The sequence below is a fragment of the Mycobacterium sp. genome (genome assembly GCF_050701675.1).
GTDB lineage: Bacteria > Actinomycetota > Actinomycetes > Mycobacteriales > Mycobacteriaceae > Mycobacterium.
The window spans coordinates 1-19,835 of record NZ_JBOGDD010000558.1; the positions used below are offsets into that span (position 1 = coordinate 1).

The 19,835-nt window shown below is 65.3% G+C and carries 20 protein-coding genes; 12 read left to right on the forward strand and 8 right to left on the reverse strand.

Features of this window, described 5'->3' with window-relative positions; genetic code table 11:
• Positions 1-148: 148 nt before the first annotated feature.
• The 4 genes from ACRDUX_RS16950 to ACRDUX_RS16965 form a co-directional block, all read right to left on the reverse strand.
• Positions 149-550, reverse strand: a complete 402-nt coding sequence (locus tag ACRDUX_RS16950; RefSeq protein ID WP_526415180.1) for a hemophore-related protein — start codon at positions 548-550, stop codon at positions 149-151.
• A 161-nt stretch (positions 551-711) separates the two neighbouring features.
• Positions 712-1,770: a 4-hydroxy-2-oxovalerate aldolase gene (gene dmpG / locus ACRDUX_RS16955; protein ID WP_526415181.1), complete on the reverse strand. Its 1,059-nt coding sequence runs from the start codon at positions 1,768-1,770 to the stop codon at positions 712-714.
• Positions 1,767-2,687, reverse strand: coding sequence for an acetaldehyde dehydrogenase (acetylating) (locus ACRDUX_RS16960; RefSeq protein ID WP_526415182.1), 921 nt, complete (start codon positions 2,685-2,687; stop codon positions 1,767-1,769). The genes dmpG and ACRDUX_RS16960 overlap by 4 nt, the downstream gene beginning before the upstream one ends.
• A gap of 11 nt (positions 2,688-2,698) precedes the next feature.
• The gene (locus tag ACRDUX_RS16965) at positions 2,699-3,484 is read right to left on the reverse strand and encodes a 2-keto-4-pentenoate hydratase (protein ID WP_526415183.1); all 786 of its coding nucleotides are present in this window, start codon (positions 3,482-3,484) and stop codon (positions 2,699-2,701) included.
• A gap of 71 nt (positions 3,485-3,555) precedes the next feature.
• Between ACRDUX_RS16965 and kstD the strand changes: the two genes are divergently transcribed.
• Together kstD and chsH3 are read left to right on the forward strand one after the other, a co-directional pair.
• On the forward strand, positions 3,556-5,280 hold the full coding sequence (gene kstD, locus ACRDUX_RS16970) for a 3-oxosteroid 1-dehydrogenase (RefSeq protein WP_526415184.1): 1,725 nt from the start codon (positions 3,556-3,558) through the stop codon (positions 5,278-5,280).
• 1 nt (position 5,281) lies between these two features.
• Positions 5,282-6,142 (forward strand): enoyl-CoA hydratase ChsH3, encoded by an 861-nt coding sequence (gene chsH3 / locus ACRDUX_RS16975; RefSeq protein ID WP_526415185.1) that lies wholly within the window; start codon positions 5,282-5,284, stop codon positions 6,140-6,142.
• Positions 6,143-6,194: 52 nt separating this feature from the next.
• Here chsH3 and ACRDUX_RS16980 read toward each other — a convergent pair whose 3' ends face one another.
• Positions 6,195-7,514 (reverse strand): glycosyltransferase family 4 protein, encoded by a 1,320-nt coding sequence (locus ACRDUX_RS16980; protein WP_526415186.1) that lies wholly within the window; start codon positions 7,512-7,514, stop codon positions 6,195-6,197.
• Between the two features lie 562 nt (positions 7,515-8,076).
• Here ACRDUX_RS16980 and ACRDUX_RS16985 point away from each other — a divergent pair.
• A complete protein-coding gene (locus tag ACRDUX_RS16985; RefSeq protein WP_526415187.1) occupies positions 8,077-8,706 on the forward strand; it encodes an LbetaH domain-containing protein in 630 nt (209 codons plus the stop codon).
• A 6-nt stretch (positions 8,707-8,712) separates the two neighbouring features.
• Here ACRDUX_RS16985 and ACRDUX_RS16990 read toward each other — a convergent pair whose 3' ends face one another.
• From ACRDUX_RS16990 to ACRDUX_RS17000, 3 genes are read right to left on the reverse strand one after another with little or no spacing between them, the layout of a single operon-like run.
• The gene (locus tag ACRDUX_RS16990; protein WP_526415188.1) at positions 8,713-10,038 is read right to left on the reverse strand and encodes an oligosaccharide flippase family protein; all 1,326 of its coding nucleotides are present in this window, start codon (positions 10,036-10,038) and stop codon (positions 8,713-8,715) included.
• The gene (locus tag ACRDUX_RS16995) at positions 10,038-10,937 is read right to left on the reverse strand and encodes a glycosyltransferase family 2 protein (protein ID WP_526415199.1); all 900 of its coding nucleotides are present in this window, start codon (positions 10,935-10,937) and stop codon (positions 10,038-10,040) included. Before ACRDUX_RS16995 ends, ACRDUX_RS16990 begins: the two co-directional genes overlap by 1 nt.
• Positions 10,937-12,223 carry a hypothetical protein gene (locus ACRDUX_RS17000; protein WP_526415189.1) on the reverse strand — a complete coding sequence of 429 codons (1,287 nt, stop codon included), beginning with the start codon at positions 12,221-12,223 and terminating at the stop codon, positions 10,937-10,939. Before ACRDUX_RS17000 ends, ACRDUX_RS16995 begins: the two co-directional genes overlap by 1 nt.
• Positions 12,224-12,413: 190 nt before the next feature.
• On the opposite strand from ACRDUX_RS17000, the gene ACRDUX_RS17005 reads away from it, so the two are divergent.
• From ACRDUX_RS17005 to ACRDUX_RS17045, 9 genes are all read left to right on the forward strand, one after another.
• Entirely contained in the window at positions 12,414-12,872 is a 459-nt protein-coding gene (locus ACRDUX_RS17005; protein WP_526415190.1) for a putative colanic acid biosynthesis acetyltransferase, read from the forward strand.
• 5 nt (positions 12,873-12,877) lie between these two features.
• Positions 12,878-14,002 (forward strand): glycosyltransferase, encoded by a 1,125-nt coding sequence (locus ACRDUX_RS17010; RefSeq protein ID WP_526415191.1) that lies wholly within the window; start codon positions 12,878-12,880, stop codon positions 14,000-14,002.
• Positions 13,990-14,652 carry an SGNH/GDSL hydrolase family protein gene (locus ACRDUX_RS17015; protein ID WP_526415192.1) on the forward strand — a complete coding sequence of 221 codons (663 nt, stop codon included), beginning with the start codon at positions 13,990-13,992 and terminating at the stop codon, positions 14,650-14,652. The genes ACRDUX_RS17010 and ACRDUX_RS17015 overlap by 13 nt, the downstream gene beginning before the upstream one ends.
• Complete coding sequence (locus ACRDUX_RS17020) at positions 14,649-15,404, forward strand: SGNH/GDSL hydrolase family protein (protein WP_526415193.1); 756 nt, start codon at positions 14,649-14,651, stop codon at positions 15,402-15,404. Before ACRDUX_RS17015 ends, ACRDUX_RS17020 begins: the two co-directional genes overlap by 4 nt.
• A gap of 20 nt (positions 15,405-15,424) precedes the next feature.
• The gene (locus ACRDUX_RS17025) at positions 15,425-16,084 is read left to right on the forward strand and encodes a YveK family protein (protein WP_526415194.1); all 660 of its coding nucleotides are present in this window, start codon (positions 15,425-15,427) and stop codon (positions 16,082-16,084) included.
• The gene (locus ACRDUX_RS17030) at positions 16,081-17,409 is read left to right on the forward strand and encodes a Wzz/FepE/Etk N-terminal domain-containing protein (RefSeq protein ID WP_526415195.1); all 1,329 of its coding nucleotides are present in this window, start codon (positions 16,081-16,083) and stop codon (positions 17,407-17,409) included. The genes ACRDUX_RS17025 and ACRDUX_RS17030 overlap by 4 nt, the downstream gene beginning before the upstream one ends.
• A gap of 13 nt (positions 17,410-17,422) precedes the next feature.
• Positions 17,423-18,184 carry a hypothetical protein gene (locus tag ACRDUX_RS17035; RefSeq protein WP_526415196.1) on the forward strand — a complete coding sequence of 254 codons (762 nt, stop codon included), beginning with the start codon at positions 17,423-17,425 and terminating at the stop codon, positions 18,182-18,184.
• Positions 18,181-19,551, forward strand: coding sequence for an O-antigen ligase family protein (locus ACRDUX_RS17040; protein WP_526415197.1), 1,371 nt, complete (start codon positions 18,181-18,183; stop codon positions 19,549-19,551). The genes ACRDUX_RS17035 and ACRDUX_RS17040 overlap by 4 nt, the downstream gene beginning before the upstream one ends.
• A gap of 35 nt (positions 19,552-19,586) precedes the next feature.
• Positions 19,587-19,835, forward strand: a 249-nt coding sequence (locus ACRDUX_RS17045) for a hypothetical protein (RefSeq protein ID WP_526415198.1), incomplete at its 3' end; no start/stop codon positions are given.

A 19,835-nucleotide genomic window follows, 5' to 3' on the forward strand; every position in this document is an offset into this window, starting at 1 on the left:
CGAAAGCACTCATCGCGCCGGCGGAGACCGCCAGCGCGATGAGGCCGAGCAGCAGGAGTTCCAGAGAACCGACGCGTCGCCGGTACTGAGGTGGGGCGGCGGTCACCGCCCCATCCTGCCTGCCTTCCCTGTCAGGGGGATGGCCGAATCACGCCGACTTCAGAGCGTCGGTGAGCTGATTCGACGGCGACTGGATGCCGCACTGTGTCGTCAGGTCGCTGACGGGCTGCTCGAGACCCTTCAGGTCTGTGGCGACCTGCGGATTGTCGGCGAAGTACTTGTTGTATGACGTCTGCGCCTCGGTGGGCGACTTCTTGGCGATGTCGGTCAGCGCCTGGTCGGTCTGTGGGTGCGTCTGTAGATAGGTGCTCATGGACAGCTGCACAGAGCTCTGGGTGGTCGCCAGGCCGCTCGCGCTGCACTGGTCCGGCGCGGCGTTCGCGCTCGGCATCAGAATCGCCGCGGATGCGACGCCCCCCAGCAGGCCGCCGGCGAACATGCCGTACAGGCCGCGGCGGACCGTCGTTCCGGACATCTTCATCGTGTTCATCGTGAACCTCCTTCGGTCTGCGATGCGTTCATCGCAGCCCAAGGCCTAGCCATAATGCCCAGGGGTAAACACCCGCCGCCAAGTATCGCGGTCCTGGTCGGCGTCGTCCATGCAGGCCACGGCGCACTAATGGGACCCAGAAAATTCTTTGTCTAGCTCGCCTAGCCAGCGGGTGTGGCGGTGGCGTCTTGCTCCCGTTTGATCTCGAGTGCGATGTCGATGAGTTGGTCCTCCTGGCCGCCGATCAGCTTGCGCTGACCCGCCCGGTGCAGCAGCTTGTGCGCGGGCACGCCGTAACGGTCCGCTTGGCGGATGGCGTGCTTGAGGAAGCTGGAATACACGCCGGAGTAGCCCATGATCAACGCGTTGCGATCCAGCAGGCACTCCTGCGGCATCGCGGGGCGCACGACGTCCTCGGCGGCGTCGGCGATCTCGAAGAAGTCGATGCCGGTCTTGACGCCGATCTTGTCGAACACCCCGATCATGGCCTCCACCGGTGCGTTGCCCGCACCGGCGCCGAACCGCCGCGTGCTGCCGTCGATCTGCTTGGCGCCTGCGCGGACCGCCTCGACGGAATTCGCCACGCCCAGGCCGAGGTTCTCGTGGCCGTGGAAGCCCACCTGCGCGTCGTCGCCGAGTTCGGCGACCAACGCGGCAACCCGGTCGGCCACGCCCTCGAGCACCAACGCTCCAGCGGAGTCGACGACGTACACGCACTGGCAGCCCGCGTCGGCCATGATGCGCGCCTGAGCGGCCAGCTTCTCCGGGCTGATGGTATGAGCCATCATCAGGAAGCCGACGGTTTCCAGACCCAGTTCGCGGGCCAACCCGAAGTGCTGGATCGACACGTCGGCCTCGGTGCAGTGGGTGGCGATCCGGCAGATCGACCCCCCGTTCTGCTGCGCCTCCTTGATGTCGTCCTTGGTGCCCAGACCCGGCAGCATCAGGAAGGCGATCTTGGATTCGGTGGCCGTCTCGGCAGCCAGCTTGATCAGCTCCTGCTCCGGGGTCTTGGAGAAGCCGTAGTTGAAGCTCGACCCGCCCAGGCCGTCGCCGTGGGTGACCTCGATGACCGGCACCCCCGCGGCGTCCAGCGCCGCGACGATCGAGCCGACCTCGGCGAGAGTGAACTGGTGACGCTTGTGGTGCGAACCGTCGCGCAGCGACGTATCGGTCATCCGGACGTCCCAGATGGGATTGAAGAAGATGTCGGTACTCATGCTTGTCCTCCTGCAGTGGTCGCAGAGACCCGTTCCTTCGCGATCTCCTCGCCGACCTTCGTCGCCGCGGCGGTCATGATGTCCAGGTTTCCAGCGTAGGGCGGCAGGTAGTCGCCCGCACCCTCCACTTCCACGAAGACGGTGACCAGCGCCTGGCCACCCGAGTGCACCGAGGGCGGGTCGAACTGCGGCTCGTTGAGCAGCCGGTAGCCCGGCACGTAGGTCGCCACCTCGGCGGCCACCTCCTTGATGGACTTGGTGATCGCGTCCTGGTCGGCGTCCTCGGGAATGGCGCAGAAGATGGTGTCGCGCATGATCATCGGCGGTTCGGCCGGGTTCAGGATGATGATGGCCTTGCCGCGGGCGGCACCGCCGATGACCTCGACGCCTGCGCTGGTGGTCTTGGTGAACTCGTCGATGTTGGCGCGGGTGCCAGGCCCGGCCGACGCCGAGGACACCGACGCCACGATCTCGGCGTACGGCACGTCGACGACGCGGGAAACGGCGTACACCATCGGGATGGTGGCCTGCCCGCCGCAGGTGACCATGTTGACGTTCGGCGCGTCGAGGTGCGCGCGCAGGTTGGCGGGCGGGATCACCCCTGGCCCGACCGCGGCAGGGGTCAGGTCGATGGCGCGGATGCCCGCCTGGGCGTAGCGCGGTGCGGCGTCGCGGTGGACGTAGGCGCTGGTGGCCTCGAAGACCAGGTCGGGCTTCTCCTCGAGTGCGAGCAACCAGTCCACGCCCTCGTGGCTGGTTTCCAGACCGAGTTTGCGGGCGCGCGCGAGGCCTTCGCTCTGCGGGTCGATGCCGATCATCCAACGCGGCTCCAGCCAGTCCGACCGAAGCAGCTTGTACAACAGATCGGTGCTGATGTTGCCGGACCCGACGATCGCGACGGATGCCTTATTGGGCATGTGAACTCCCTCTATTCGAACGACAGGTGGACTGAACCTAGCCCGTCGAATTTGGCTACGAAATCGTCGCCGGGACGTGCATCTATCGCACGCGTGCACGACCCGGGCAGGACGATGTCACCGGCCCTCAGCCGCACCCCGAACTGGTCGACCTTGCGGGCCAGCCACGCGACGGCGGTGACGGGATTGCCGAGCACCGCATCGCTGCGACCCTCGGCGACGACCTCACCGTTGCGGGTCAAGACGGCCGGGATGGCCCTGATATCCACGTCCTTGGGCGACACCCGCTCCTTGCCAAGCACCCAGCCCGCGGATGACGCGTTGTCGGCGATCGTGTCGCACAACTTGATCTTCCAGTCGGTGATCCGGGTGTCGATGAGCTCGATCGACGGAGCGAACGCGGCCGTCGCGGCGAGCACGTCGTCCTCGGTGCAGCCCGCGCCAGGCAGGTCGTCGGCCAGGATGAAGGCCACCTCGACTTCAACGCGCGGATAGAGGAACCGGCCCGCCGCAACGGGCTTGTCCTCGAAGACCTCCATCTCGTCGAGCAGGTGACCGTAGTCGGGCTCGTCGACGTTCATCATCTTCTGCATGGCCTCCGACGACAGGCCGACCTTGTGACCGATCACGCGGGCGCCCTCGGCGACGCGCTGACGGATGTTGATCAGCTGAATCTCGTAGGCATCCACGACGTCGATGTCGGCATACCCGTCGGTCAACGGCGTCGTCGACACCTTGCTGCGCTCGGCCTCGGCCAGCTCGGCGGCCAGTTCGTCGCGTACCTCAACGGACAACATCGGTGAAGTCCCCTCGTTTCGTCGACCGGCGCAGTTGTGGGTCGGCCGGACAATTCTATAACGTGTTCTACATGACTCAGCAGGAGTACGACGTCATCGTGGTCGGTAGCGGCGCCGCCGGCATGGTGGCCGCACTCACCGCCGCCCACCAGGGACTCTCGACACTAGTCGTTGAGAAGGCTCCGCACTATGGAGGATCCACCGCACGTTCGGGTGGTGGCGTCTGGATTCCGAACAACGAAGTCCTCAAGCGCGATGGGGTCAAGGACACGGCCGAGGCAGCCCGCACCTACCTGCACACGATCATCGGCGACGCCGTTGCGCCGGAGAAGATCGACACCTATCTGGAGCGTGGTCCGGAGATGCTGTCGTTCGTATTGAAGAATTCGCCACTGAAGCTGTGCTGGGTGCCCGGGTACTCCGACTACTACCCGGAGGCCGCCGGCGGCAAGGCAAGCGGTCGGTCCGTCGAACCGAAGCCGTTCGACGCCAAGAAGCTTGGCGCCGACGAGAATGGCCTGGAGCCGCCGTACGGCAAGGTGCCGATGAACATGGTCGTGATGCAGCAGGACTACGTCCGGCTCAACCAGCTCAAGCGCCATCCGCGCGGCGTGCTGCGCAGCCTCAAGGTCGGCATCCGCGCGACGTGGGCCAAGGCCACCGGCAAGAACCTGGTCGGCATGGGCCGCGCACTGATCGCGCCGATGCGGATCGGACTGCAGAAGGCCGGTGTCCCAGTCGAACTCAACACCGCCCTGACCGATCTGTACGTCGAGGACGGGGTCGTGCGCGGCATCTACGTCCGAGACTCCAACGCGCCGGAATCCGATGAGCCCAGGCTGATCAAGGCTCGCCGCGGCGTCATTCTCGGCAGCGGCGGATTCGAGCACAACGAACAGATGCGGGTGAAGTACCAGCGGGCGCCGATCACCACGGAGTGGACCGTTGGCGCGATAGCCAACACCGGTGACGGGATCCTGGCCGCCGAAAAGCTGGGCGCCGCACTCGAGATCATGGAGGATGCCTGGTGGGGCCCGACGGTCCCGTTGGTCGGCGCACCGTGGTTTGCCCTGTCCGAGCGCAACTCCCCAGGCTCGATCATCGTCAACACCAGCGGCAAGCGGTTCATGAACGAGTCGATGCCCTATGTCGAGGCGTGCCATTGGATGTACGGCGGTGAGTTCGGCCAGGGCGAGGGCCCCGGCGAGAACGTGCCCTCCTGGCTGATCTTCGACCAGCAGTACCGAGACCGCTACATCTTCGCTGGTCTTCAACCGGGACAACGCATTCCGAAGAAGTGGCTCGAGTCCGGCGTCGTACTCAGGGCCGACACCCTCGAGGAGCTGGCCGAGAAGACCGGTCTGCCGCTCGGCGAGTTCTCCGACACCGTCGATCGGTTCAATGGCTTCGCCCGTTCGGGTGTCGACGAGGACTTCCACCGCGGCGAGAGTGCTTATGACCGCTACTACGGCGATCCGACCAACAAGCCCAACCCCAACCTCGGCGAGATCAGCCACGGTCCGTACTACGCGGCCAAGATGGTGCCCGGCGATCTGGGCACCAAGGGCGGCGTCCGCACCGACGTGCACGGCCGCGCCCTGCGCGACGACGGTTCGATCATCGACGGTCTGTACGCCGCGGGCAACGTCAGCTCACCGGTGATGGGGCATACCTATCCCGGCCCTGGCGGAACCATCGGACCCGCCATGACGTTCGGGTACCTGGCCGCCCTGCACCTGGCTGGAGCCGCGCCGGCGGCGACATCCGACGCTGCCGCCGGGTCCGGGACGGTCTGACATGCCGATCAACCTCGACGAGGCCATCGGCGCCGAGCTGCCTGCAGTCGAATTCTCCTGGAGCAGTAGCGATGTGCAGCTGTATCACCTCGGCCTTGGCGCGGGCTCGGATCCCCTCGATGCGCGCGAGCTGCGCTACCTGACCGACGAAACGCCGCAGGTGCTTCCCACGTTCGGCAACGTCGCACAGACGTTCGGTATGACCGAGCCGCCGACGGTGAAGTTCCCCGGCATCGACATCGAGCTCTCCCGCGTGCTGCATGCCAGCGAGGCCATCACGGTCCCGAACCCGATCCCGCCGTCGGGCACCGGACGAGCCGTCACCAGGTTCACCGAGATCTGGGACAAGGGCAAGGCCGCGGTGATCTGGTCCGAGACGACGGTGAGCACGCCGGACGGCGACCTGCTCTGGACGCAGAAGCGGTCGATCTTCGCCCGTGGCGAGGGCGGCTTCGGCGGCGAGCGCGGCCCCTCCACGTCGGCGCAGCCACCGGACCGTGCGCCCGACGCCGAGTTGGCCATCCCGACGCTGCCCCAGCAGGCGCTGCTGTACCGGATGTGCGGAGACCGCAATCCACTGCACTCCGATCCCGAATTCGCCATCGCGGCGGGCTTTCCGAAGCCGATCCTGCACGGCCTGTGTACCTACGGCATCGGTTGCAAGGCACTCGTCGACGAGTTCCTCGACGGGGACGTCTCGCGCGTCGGCTCGTACGGCGCTCGCTTTTCGGGAGTGCTGTTCCCGGGCGAGACCCTGAAGGCCAGCGTCTGGAAGGACGGCGGCAGACTACTGGCCGTGCTCTCTGCGCCGGCCCGCGACGACGCCGTGGTGCTAACGGGTGTGGAGTTGACGCCGGCCTAGCGCGGTGCGCTAGAACCCACCGGGAGCCGCAGACGTCGGGGAGTGGGGGTTCTCATCCCGCCAGCGGACCGGTCGGCGCAGTGGATTGCGCCGTCGAATCACGTTGATTCACATCCCCGCTCGGTGTTCCACCATTCGGCCACTGCAGCACCGACGCGCGTGGCCGCGACGACCCATGGATGTCTGCGTCGAGGAATCGATGATAGAACCGGGTGAGATTTCGACGCGATAGCTCCCAGGACAGCTCTTGTTCGACCCTTCGGCGCCCCAATTCCCCCATCCGCTGGCGGCGCTCCGGGTCCTTCAGTAGATCGTCGATCGCCCGTGCGAACTCGAGTTCGTCGTTGTCCTCGACGTAGACAGCAGCGTCGCCTGCCGACACTCTGGTCTCGACGAGGTCAAAGGAAACCACCGCCCGCCCCATGGCCATGTATTCGACCACCTTGTTCATCGTCGAAACGTTGTTGAAGGGGGTGACGGGGTCGGGCGACAGACAGACATCGGCGGTGGACAGGCAACGTCCGATGAAATCGTCACCGACCCAGCCCGCGAACTCCACCATGTCCGCAATCCCGAGTTCCTCGGTGAGGCAGGTTAGTTCATCGAGCGAGTCACCCGTTCCCATGAGGATGCAGTGCACGTCGTCCCGCCCGAACTCGTTACGCAGTAGCTCCACGGCCCGCAGAGCGTAGTCCACTCCGTCCTGCGGCCCCATCACCCCGAGATAGGCGAGCAGAAAGGGCTTGCCATTGCGTAGACCTGCATCCGGGGCGCGCCTGACGAAGCGGTCCAGGTCGGGTGCGCTTCGCACCACGACCACCTGATCGGCGGGCATTCTGCCGCGCTCGATCGCAATCTGACGGTAGTTCTCGTTCGTCGAGATGACCGCATCTGCCGTCGCGAAGGTCAACCGTTCGGCGATCCGCGTGACCCAGTACAGCGCTCGCCCGCGGTTGGGAAAGCGTGAGATGAACAGCTCGGGCACCAGGTCGTGGTGATCGAAGACGAACTTCGCGCCCCCCAACCGCAGCACCAGCGCGATCAGGAACAACAGATCGGGCGGGTTGCATGCCTGTACGACGTCGATGCGCCCCTCGCGGCGCACCCGCAGAGCCAGCCGCAGCGTGTGCCAGAGGGCGGTTGTGTATTCGCGAAGATAGCTGAGTGGGCCGCCATTCGATCCGCGGAGCGGGTACCGCAGGATCCGGACATCCTCGATGACGGCTTCGCGTTCGCGGTCGTGATCGGTGCCGGTGGGGCAGATGACGGTGACCTGGAACCCTGCGTCCGTCAAGGCCCGGCACTCCTGCCAGACGCGGCGGTCAGCCGGCACGGACAAGTTCTCGACGATGACCAGAATATGCTTGCTCATACGCCAATTCCGTTCGTGCGCTGACTATTCGGAGCGACCCGTCCACAGCGAACAGTTCGGAGGGACCTGGCGTTCACATCCCGCCAATCGTGGAACCAGCCCAGATACGCGTCGTCACTGGATGTACGTCTAGTCGGCACCGATGCCCCCTTCCCCCGGCGAGATGATCACACGGGTCGCAAAATTCGGTCGGTTAGCCCGCTGCGCAGCGCGACCCCGTGATTCTGTGAAGTTACCATCCGTAAATTACCTCTGCAACGATTTTTAGCAACTATCTAGAGATTCGGTGACGATGGCGTGGCACGCGGTGTCGCGACAACGGATGGGCGATCGTCACATACCGATTTCCTGTGTGTTCACGTCGATCATGGACGTCTCGTGACGCCCTCCGGCGACCACCGTCGATGGGAAAACGTTCCATCGCGTGCGGATTTAGCAATGTCACCCTGCTCGGTCACCGACCTCCATCAAGCCCGGGTCGAGCTGATCCCGATTGACCCGCCCAATCGCTACGAGCAAACTGGATGGCGTGTCGGTGGCCGCCCGTCGATACCATCTGTCCATGGCAGATCAGCGAATGCGCACGCCGCTTCTGGCCCTGGCCCGGGTCTGGGCGTACCCGCTGTGGTGGGGCGTCGGCCGATCGAAGGCGGCCGAGCTGGTCTTCCAGGACGTCGATTGGTGGGTCAGATGCCTCGAGGACCCCGACCTGCTTGCCTTGAAGCGATATTCCCGGTTCGCCTACCTTGCCGGGGCACTGACGGAATTCCGCACCCTCGTCCACTATCGGCTGCGGACGGCTCCAGTCGTGGTTCGGCTCCTGATGCGCACGCTGTACCGCCCGGCCGCGAGCCTCAGCCTCGAGGCCGATCGGATCGGCCCTGCGCTGTTCATCCAGCACGGCTTGGCAACCATCGTCGCTGCCGAGAGCATCGGCAGTCACTGCTGGATCAACCAACAGGTCACCATCGGCTACACGGCCACGGGACGACCGACTCTCGGTGACCACGTGCGGGTCTGCGCCGGCGCGGTCGTGGTGGGCCCGATCACGCTGCACGACGGGGCGACCGTGGGTGTGAATGCGACGGTGATGCACGACGTCGGCGAAGGCGAAACCGTCGTCGCCCCGCTGGCGACCACGCTCCAGCGCGCGCGTGGCGACGACGGGCCGAATACGGGCCCGACGGGGTGAGAAGCCTCAAACGTCTGAGGTTGGTCGTCGACGCACCACTCTCGGCACCCAGAGCAGATCCGGAATGACCTGCGCAGCGAAGATGCCCAAGGCCGCAGCGCAGGCCACGCCCACCGCGCCGAACCTCCCCGCGACCTCATACCCGAGCCCGATGCTGACGATGGCCATCACCAACGTCCACGACGCCTGCCACCGCGCCTCCTGCGGTCGGGTCAGCAGCACGAACGTCGGAAGGTGGATGGCCTGCCCGACCAAGATGGCGCCGAACGCCAAGGCGAGCCAGGGCGATACGTCGATTCGACCACCGGACAACACGTTCGCGGCCCACGGTGCGAACGCGACGAGGGCGATTGCCGCAATCAGCGCGGCGCCACCCAGCGTGCAGGACAGCCGCCACCACATCCGGATCGTCTCCTCAGTGGCCAAACGCCGCTTGACGAAGGCGGGCCAGTATGCGAATGCCGCAGTGGAGAGCACCTGCCAGCAGACGGCGTAGAGCTGTGCGATCACCGCGTATCGAGACAACTCTCCCGGTGTCGACAGATGCGCAAGCAGGACCCGGCCGGTTTGTGCGCCTGCCGGCAACCCGACACCGACCACGAACAGCCAGGCGGACCCTGCGAGCAAAGCGGAACGGATCGCGTCTGGCCCCACCGGGGCGAATGCCGAGAGTCCCAGACCCGAGAGTCGCAGCGCCAAGGCCGTGCCGATGATCTCACCGAGGAGCAGGCCGCCCAACGATGACGCCGCATACCAGATTCCGTCGGCGTCGGTCAGGCGCAGCAACAAGGTGAGAACGAGGCTGAAGGCCGGACAGCTCATCAACACCAACGTGGCCAACGGGTTTCGGTCGATGCCAATGAGGATGCGGACGCCGAGGCCGGCCGGGATCGTGAGGGCGAAGAGACATGCCACTACGGTGATCGCCCAGCGGTCGTCCGCCCCGCTGGAGAATCCGACGAGCGAGGCCCAACGGTCCAATGTCATGACGCCGAGCGCGACCACGATGAGTGCGACCGCCACTGCGCACAGCACGTGGTAGGCGCGACGGATGACGTCGGCGGCGTTCGGATCGGTATTCGGCCCCGTCAGTTGCGCGCTGGCACTGAGAACCGTAGCGCCGATGCCCAGATCGGCGAATGGGAAGAGCAGGGTGATGGTGGTGATCAGCGCGACCAGCCCGTAGACCGCCTCTCCCGTTTCGCGGATGATGATCGCCGTGTTGATCAGGCTCAGCAGGGCGGTGACGGGAGTGCCGAGGATGCGGTACACGGGCCCGTACAACAGCGCCCTGCGTTCGGCCGGAGCGAGGCGGGCCTGGTCGGTGGTCATCAGGTGGCCACCACGCGCAGCCGCCGCAGCACGACCCTGGCCGCGTTGAGCATGGCATATGAAAGCGCGAATGGTCCCGGACGGCCATAGCGTAGTCCAGATCTCATCGAACGTCGGACTCCGCCAAGGGATTTCGCGGATACCGCGGCGCTGACCGCGCTGGTGCACAGATAGTCGCCGAGCACACGTGGAGATTCCGTCGAGAGGTAGTGCAGTCCCCACTCGATGTACTCATCGGTGCGATCGGCCGGGTCGCGAGAGAGCGAAGGGCCCATGACGTTGTAGGTACTCAGCGCGTCGGGAAGCTGTACCAGCCGGACCTCGGGGACCGCACGCTGGACCCGGATCAGCCAGCTCGGCTCGTCGTGGGGCTCGTCCGCGTGGGCGTCCCAGCGGACCACGCGGGCCAATTCGGTGGGAAAGCACAGCGTCGAGGTCTGCAACATGGCCCCGCCGAAGCCGAGGTCGGTGAACCGGAACAGATAGTCGCTGATGGACTCGCCGGGCTGGACGAGCCGGCGGGGCCACGTCCGCTCCCTTCCACCCGGGCCCCGAACGACCGTCCGCGACGACGCGATCCAATGCCCGTCATCCAGGGAGTCGACGGCGCGCAGTTGCCTGGCCAGTTTCGTCGGGTGCCACTCGTCGTCGTCGTCGAGGAGAGCGATCACCGCGCCCTGTGCCTGGTCGATGCCCATCTGCCTGCATCGCGCGGGACCGCTCGGGACGTCGGTTCGACACAACACGATTCGGTCGTCCGAGGGCACGGAGAAGTCTTGGCACGTGTCTGCCACCACGATCACCTCGGTGATGGGGTAGGTCTGCGCCAGAACGGATTGCACCGCGCGCTCGAGCGAGGGCCGACCGACCGTGGGGATCACGACACTCACCGTCGGCATCATGGCGGTGCTGGTTGGCGGCGAAAGTGGACGGCGCAGAACAACAATGCGATGCACGCGTGGCCGGCCAGCATGTTGTAGGTCCACGGAGCGTACAGAAGATCCCAAACTCCCTGCAGTGCAACCGCCAACGCAAGCGGAGCCCACCTTCCGAAACGGGCGTTGTTCCACGTGATGGCGAGGCAGGCGAAGAGCAGCCACAGCGGTAGCAACGTCGCGAGCACACCGCCTTCGGCCCAAGAGCCAAACAGCACCGAGTGGGTCGCCGAGTAGTCGAAGACCGGCAGGCGCCAATACAGCTCGAACGGGAACGTTGGCGGATATCCCATGCGAACCCCGAGATGTTCTGCCTGGGTGTATAACTCGGGCGGGAAGTCGTTGGCGCTGCCCCAGCCGAGAAGCGGTTTCTGCAGAATGGCGGTGATGTTCATCGGTGGCTCGGTGCGCCCGGCGAGCATTATCGGTAAGTCAGTGGCCTCTTGTTCCAGTGTCTTTCGCTGCAGGGCGGGTCCGAACAATCCGGCCCGCGCGGCGATCGGCATCACGTATGCGAACACCAGACCGAACAGGATGATCAGCGCGAATTGCCAAACCCGCCGCAACCGCGAGCCCAGGTAGCGGCGTACGAGCAGGATCGCCGCCGCCAGAAGGCAGACCAGCGCATGCGAGCGGAAGTTGAGGCCGAGGCTGGCCAACCCAACGAGAGCGAGGGCGAGCGCCGGTACCACCGGCCGAGCCCGGGCGGTGATGAGTCCGAACAAGACGACCACCGTCACCGATTGTGCTATCCCGTACTTCCACAGGTTCAGGAAGCCCCCGGTGTGAGTGAGCTCGATTCCCTTGACCAGAAAGAAGATGATGGTTCCCGCTGCGATCCCACTGAGCAAGAGGGCGATCCGATCCAGCAAGCCCGCGGTGAGCACCGTGAACCCCATGAGATAGAGCGAGAATCCGGCCGGTGCAACGGCGTTGGGCCACAGCACACTGACGCCGTTGACGGTGCAAGAGGCCAGGAACGAGATCCACCCCAAGGCGGCCAGTACGAGTGGGAGCAAGTCGGTCCCGCGGTGCCTCATCAAGAAGAACCCAGGCACCAGGAGCAGGCACACCACCGAAAGCATCGTGACGGTGTAGTTCGCCACCTGCACCGCCGACAGGGCACCGATGACAAGCACTGCCGCCTGACCGAAAAGGCTTCGCCGTGCCTGCAGAGGCCCGTCGATTGACGAAATGATGGGAAGGCCGTCGTCGACCGCGGCAAGCCCTTCTGGAATGGAACTCGGCACGAGTAGTAACGATAGCTGTTCAAATGCGTTTGTGCGGATTATGCTCACTTTCGATAGTGTGGGGTTCACTTGGTTGTTTGCCGGATGGGGGGTGGGGTGAGTGTCGTCCGTCGGATCGACACGATCGCTGGCAGCGCGTCGCGGAAGGCCCTACGAAAAGGGCCGCGGATTTGCTGCACAGTTACTGTGGGTGACAGTTTCTCGATTGGTGTTCACCCAGGTCTGGTGCCCCAACGGGCTGCGGTGCGCAATCCTGCGGTGGTTCGGCGCAGACATCGGCGACGGGGTGCTGATCCGGCACGGAGTCACGGTCCAGTGGCCGTGGAAGTTGTCGATCGGAGACAACTCCTGGGTCGGGACGGGCGCTGAGCTCTACAACCTCGACTCGATCGAGATCGGCTCTGACGTGTGCATCTCGCAGGGGGCGTATCTGTGCACGGGCAGCCACGACATGCGGTCGCCGACGTTCGAGTTCGACAACGGCCCGATAGTCGTCCACGACGGCGCATGGCTGTGCGCGCGGAGCACGATCCTGCGCGGGGTCACCGTCGGCGCGAACGCGGTGATCGCAGCCACGTCGCTGGTGGCCTCCGACGTCCCTGCGGGTTCGATCGTGCGCCCGCCGCAGGCGAGCATCGGCACACTATGACCGGGATGCGAATACTGCACGTGGTCACGCTGCTGAGCACCGATGGCGCGTACGGCGGACCGATCGGCGTCGCACTCAACCAGGGCGCGGAGATGATGAAGCGCGGCCACCAGGTCACCATCGTCGCCGCCACGAGAGGGTACGACGTGGTGCCCGAGCAGCTCAACGGCGTACCGGCGAAGTTGTTCCCGGCCCGAACCCTGTTGCCGGGCCTCAGTTTCGCGGGCATGGGCGCGCCGGCGCTCCTCCGCTGGTTTCGCCGGAATGCGGACCGCTTCGACGTCGTGCACATCCACTTCGACCGGGGTCTCGTCGTGTTGCCGGTTGCGTTCGCCGCCCTCCGGCGGCGCATCCCCTATGTATTGCAGACACACGGAATGGTCGTGCCATCGAGCCGTGCACTCGCGGCGCCGGTCGACGCGGTGTGGACGCGAAGAATCCTTCGCTCCGCGGGAGCCGTCTTCTACCTGACACCCAAGGAGCGCGAGCAACTCATCACGGTCGCGGGAAGCGACCTCCGGCTCCTGCCCTTGCGCAATGGGGTGCCGGAGTACCCCATGGCTGCGCCCTCTGGTGGGCTGCCCGAAGTGCTGTTCGCCGCCCGGATGCATCCGCGCAAGCGCCCCATCGCCTTCGTCGAGATGGCCAAGGACCTGCTCGAGGTCGGCATCGATGCGCGATTCACCCTGATCGGGCGCGACGAAGGCGAGGGTCCCGCTCTTCGTGCTGCCCTCGCGGGCCAGACCCGGATCACGTGGGAGGGGTCACTCCCGCCCTTCTCGGTGCCTCAACGCATGGGGTCCGCGAGCGTATACGTGTTGCCGTCGGTCGATGAGCCGTATCCGATGTCGGTGCTCGAGGCAATGTCGGTGGGTTTACCCGTGGTGGTATCCGAGGACTGCGGCCTCGCCGATCTCGTCGAGCGTACGGACTGCGGAATCGTCGTAGAACCAGCGGTTCCCGCATTGGTGGCTGCAGTGAAGACCATCCTTGGCGACCCGGCGCTGGCGCGGGCCATGAGCGGCCGAGCACGGGACGCAGTGCGTCGAGAATTGTGCATGACCGAGGTCGGTGACCGCTTGACGGCCTCGTACGCCGACGTATTGGGCAGTGTCCGATGCGCATCGTGATGACCTGGCGCCGAACGCTGTTGGTCGCTCTTCTGCCGATCGCGCTGATCGCGGAGCTGGTCATCGCATCTGTCTTGGTCAACGCCGCACCCAGGACTGCGCAGGCGCCGTTGAGCATCGCAGTCGTCGGTGACTCCTACAGTGCGGGGCGGTACAACCGGGTTGTCTGGCCGACACTCCTTGCGGAGCGCACCGGGTGGTCGGTTGCCAATTTCGCCCAACCCGGCTCAGGCTTCGTCGCCGATGGCCAGGGCGGGCACGCATTCACGTATCAGGTGGACCGTGCGCAAGGCACCCACTCTCGGATCGTCCTCATCGTCGGTGGAATCGCCGATGCCGGACTGTGGGACAAGACGCGAATCGGCATCAGTTTCATCGACGCCACCAACAAGACCAAACTCGATGGTCAGCGGGTCCTCGTCGTCGGTCCGACCTGGTATGAGACGCCCGTTCCCGATGACGTCAGGCATGTCTCCGCCGCGATCAGCGACGCAGCGCAACAGGCGGGCGTTCCCTTCCTCGACGCACTCGACCCGCCCTGGCTGACCGTCGCGCAGATGCGCGACGACCTCAGCGGGCCGACCGATGAGGGACAGTCCGTCATCGCGGACAGGATCGCGGCGTGGGTGCGAACGGAGGTCGGCCGATGAGTCGCCTGCACCGGTGGGACGTCGCAGCGGTCGTGCTGGTTGCGATCCTCATCGTCGGGCTCGGGTTCGCCATGCGCCCACAGGACACCCCCGCCCGAGCGGCGGACCCGTCGACGGTCCACGTCGATCGTCCGCAGTCTGCCGGGCAGGCGAGCGTGTCGGCATTGTTCATCGGCGACTCCTACACGCTCGGATCTGGATCGGCGGAGATGTCGTATCCGTGCATGGCCGCCGTGCAGACCGGCTGGTTGTGCCATCTGTCAGCCACGCCAGGAACGGGATTCGTCAGCGGGGGCACGGCCAACAGATTCGTACTCAATCAATACTTCGGGCCGTCGAAGTCGTTCATCGAGCGCATCCCCCACCTCGCCGCCCAATTTGCACCGGACGTCGTGGTGTTCGACGGTGGCCGAAACGATCAGCTTGCCCCTGTCGAGGAGGTGTACCTAGCCATGGTGGCGACGCTCCAGGAAGCTGCTGAGACATGGCCCGCTGCCACGATCATCGTCATCAGGCCCAGATTTCTCGAACGCCCCGACGACGATCTGGGTTACGACGACGCCTTCTTCGATCGCCTCGCCGAACAGGTCCCCCGCGCCGTCGTCATCGACCCGATCGGCACGTTGAGCGACACCGACACCTCCACCTTGTTGAAGAGTGACGGAATCCATCCGAATCGACGAGGCGATCAAGCGATCACCTCGGCACTCGTCCAGTCCCTGTCCGCACACCGGCTCGCGAATCCGGCATGAACAGCGCGGCCGGAGCTCACATGAACGGCACCCTCGTCTCCTACGGTCGAATACTCCGCACTCGATGGCGATGGCCGCTCTGGGGCGGGCTTCTGGCGGTCGCCGTGATGACGATCTTGCTCATCGTTCAGCCCCCGCTGTATCGTTCGCAGGCAACCATTTTCGTGCGCACCCCCGGCGACGTCAGCCATGTCGTGGACGGCGGAGACTCGTACGGCCAAGCTCGCGCCAGGACCTACGCCAGCCTAGCCAACAGCCAGAGCGTATCCGCCAGGGTCATCGCCAATCTCGGGCTGGACATGGATCCAAACGCGTTGTCGGGCCGCGTCGATGCGGCGAATCGTCCCGGCACGGCGTTGATCGACGTCGCGGTGAGCGCACCAGCGGCGGATGAGGCCCGTCAGACTGCCAGCGTGCTGCTCTCCGAATATTCAGCCACCGTTCGCACACTCGAGTCCGTCCCCGGCTCGTTGGTCCCGCGCGCCGAACTCGTCGTGGTCGACCCGCCCGGACCACCCGTCCGGGTAGTCGCCTGGGGGGCTCCCGTTCTTGCGGTCGTCGGCGGGGCAGCCCTGATCGGGTTGGTACTCGGGGCACTCGGGGCAGTGCTTCGGTCGACGTTCGGACGGTCAATCGGGGCGCAAGACGACATCCCCCAAGCCGAGAGGGTGACTCCGTGAACCTGAAGGACTTCGTCACCACCGTTACGCGACACTGGGTTACGTTCGTCGCGGTGGCCGCAGCGGTGCTGGTGGTCGGCTCGATCGCCATTGTGTCGACACCGGCGCAATACATCTCCTCTACCCAACTCCTGGTGTCCATCGACGGTTCGACGACGGCGGACGCCTATCAGAACGACGACGTCGTCGCGGGGCGCGTCAACTCCTACATCGGCTTGCTCACGAGCGACGTCGTAGCGCAGCGAGTCGTCGACGAACTGGGCCTGCCGGTCAGCGCCTCCGATCTCGCCGCCCGTATCAGCGCTACCAACGTGCCACCAAGGACCTCGATCATCGATGTCGCAGTGACCGACCGATCACCGACCGGCGCACAACGAATCGCCCGGACTCTGGCAGCGGAATTCATCGGTTACACAGATGCATTGGAGACACCCACCGGAGAAGACCGCCAGAAGGTTCACACCCGGGTGGTCACCAACGCGACCGAACCGCACGAACGGGAGGCCGAACGCATCGTCCTCGCCCTATTGACCGTCGCCGCCGCGGTGGTGCTGGCATCGGTGGCGGTATGGATCCGATCACGGATCGACCCGATTCTCAGATCGGCCGACCAAGCCGCCGCGGCCGGCTTGACTGTCATCGGGACACTCACCAAGGACCCACGCGCCGATACGGACGGTCTCGAGCAGTACCGGCGCCTGCAGAAGCGCCTGCGGTCCCTCGCCGGTTCCCAACCCGATGCCGATCACGGTCAGGTGATCGTATTGGCTTCCGCTGCAGACGAATACGACATCCGAACAGTGGCATCCGAGCTGGCCCGCGCCTTCGAGGTGATCGGAGGCCGCTCGCTCGTGCTCGATGCCTGCAGTTCACCGCCAGATGGCAGCGGGCCGAAGACGGTATCCCTCAGCGAGTGGGCAGCCACCCCCGACCAGTTGGCGGCGAAGGCGACCGCCGAGTTCTTCGACGGGCTGCGCAACGATTACGACCACGTGCTGGTTGCCGCACCCCCCGTCCTCTCGTCGGTCACGGCCGCCATTCTGGGTAACCACGCCGATGCAGTCGTCCTGGTGGGGTACCCAGGGCGCACCAGGCGCCGCGATGCCGCGCGAGCGTCGGATGACCTCCGGGCGACCGGGACTCCGCTCACCGGCGTCATACTTTGGCAAAGATCTACGAAGCACTTGGACCCCTCGGGTCCTGAATCAAAAAAACCTCGGTTCACCTTACAAAGAGCTGGTGTAACCGGTAGCATTGGCGTCTTCCTCGGGGTGGGCGCTGTGGGTGTGTGGCAAATTTTAGAACGTCTGCAATCTGCGCTGTGAAGGGAACGTTGTCTTGGACCTCTTCGATCTACTGAAGTCGTGCGTTCGCCGCTGGTACGTGTTGCTACCGGTCCTGGCAATAGTGGGCTACTACGCCTACGGCGCCTACACCTCGGCAATACCCGTCTATTACGCGAATACGGTGGTCGGCCTCGCTCCACCGAACTCCCGCGTCGAACACGTCGACGCCGGAGTCCCCCTGCCACGCAACGGACTTCTCGATGCAGGCGGAGCCACGATGATCGCGAACATGACCGCGCTCGGATTGCAGCAGCCCGCCGTTCTGGACCGTGTGGCAGCCGAAGGCGGCCTACCCGACTTCTACGCGAAGCTGATCCAGGTACCCCCCTCCGTCCCGCAACCGCCGATCATCATGATCGAGATCACCAGCGCCAACCGGGACGCGGTCACGAGGACGCTCGAACTTGCGACGAAACAGGCTGAGCTCACGCTCAAGTCGTTACAGCAGGAAGCCGGAGTGTCCGATGACCAGATGGTGCAGATGTTCGTCGTGGCACCCCCGACGCCACCGGTCGGCGGCATGCCGAGCCGGATGAAGTCGACGCTGATGATCTTGATTGCCGGTGCGGGGCTTTCGATCGTGTTCACCGTGTTGTTCGACATCGCATGGCTCCGCGCGAAGGCTCGGCGGAGCGAGAAGCGATCGGTTCGAGCGGGAAAGGCCGGGTCGGCCGCGTCCGATGACTCCCAGGACCTCGTCCGACCGCCACTCAATGGCGCGTCGGTCGCTGAAAGCACAGTGGACGCCGGGTGACCGCCGCCACCGTCGCACCCGGCGCGGGGGTCATCGCGGCAACGAACGGTACGGTCGACGGCCGCGAACGCAAGCCGGTGCTGCTCGGGGCGCTGTGCATCCTGATTTCGATCCTCCCGGCCTTCTCGGTCGCTCCCGGCCCGTTGAAGAGCAACGGATCGCCGGCCAAGATCCTGTCGGTACTACTGTTCGGGCTGGCCGTGCTGGGCTTCGTCGCCGCACGCAGGACCGCCGCAAGACGTTCGGTCCGCCCTGGCGTGGTCATCATCGTTCTCTTCTTCTTCCTTCAACTGACCATCTACGCAATCGGGCTCACCAATGATGGGAGTTCACTCGTCGAAGCGTCCAAGACACGGGCGTTGATAAGCCTCGTCGCCAACGTCGGCGTCGCTCTGTACGCCTTCGCCCGGGTGCGCACCGCACGCCAGCGTGACTTCGTTCTCGGTTGTCTCGCAATCGGTCTCGCCTTCGGGTGTTTCGTCGGGCTCATGCAATCATTGACGAGTATCGACCTGCGGTACCTCTTCGAACCACCCGGCTTCGTGCAGAACGTCGAGTCGGACACCACCGATCTGGCCGAGCGTTTCGGCGCCAAACGCGTCATGGGCACCTCCCAGCACGCCATCGAGTTCTCGGTGGTGTCTGTCGCCGCGATGGCGCTGACGTTGTACTTCGCGCGCCACACCGCCAGACCGGTCGTACGCATCGGCGCCCTCATCGCATTCGTCATCGCTCTGGTGGCCATGCCGGCATCGGTATCCAGGAGTGGCGTCATCGCGCTCGCCGCCGCCGTCGCCCTCTACGTGTGGAACGTGAAGGTCCGCCATCTGGCGGTCGGAATCGTGGCCGCCGCATTGGCCGTCGGCGCCTACATGCAGATGCTTCCCTCGGTCGCCAGCGCCCTGTGGAACACGATCATCAATTCCGAGGAAGACCCGAGCATCATGTCGCGTACTTCCGACTATGCGTTGGTGTCGAAGACCTTTCACGCGCACCCGATTGCCGGTCTTGGGCTTGGCGCCTCGCCGCCGGCCGAGTACGGATATCTGGACAACCAGTGGCTGCAAGCGGTCGTCCAGGGCGGCCTCATCGGTGTCGCGGCCATGGTACTGCTCACCGCGGGTGGCTTCTTCGGGATCGCCGCCGCGCTGCGCAGGGCGACCAATCAACGCGAGCGGGACCAGGCGTACACGCTCGGAGCGATTTTCGTCGCAACCATGGCGTGTAGCTTCACATTCGATCTGTTCGCATTCGAGCAGGCGTCACGCATTCTCTTTCTCATAGTCGCCCTTCTGTGGTGCGACTTCAGCTCTCCGCTGGACGAACCCGTCGCCGCACCAGCGGGTTCCAGCCAGGCACCCGATTAGGGGCGACTCAGATGGCGAAGACGATTGTTCGTCGGATGGACACCGCCGCATCGGCTGGGCCCCTTGGGCAGAACTCCGCGAAGCCGACCCCGGTCTGGTACCGATCGCCGATTCTGGCGGTCGTCACCCTGCTGGCGATCTGGCGGCTGGCCTTGGCCTTCGTCCTGCCGTATGACCGATTCATCGCGCTCTTCGATGACGATGCCTTCTATTACTTCGGTGTCGCACGACACATCGCCCAGGGGAACGGGTCGACGTTCAACGGCATCGACCCGACGAATGGC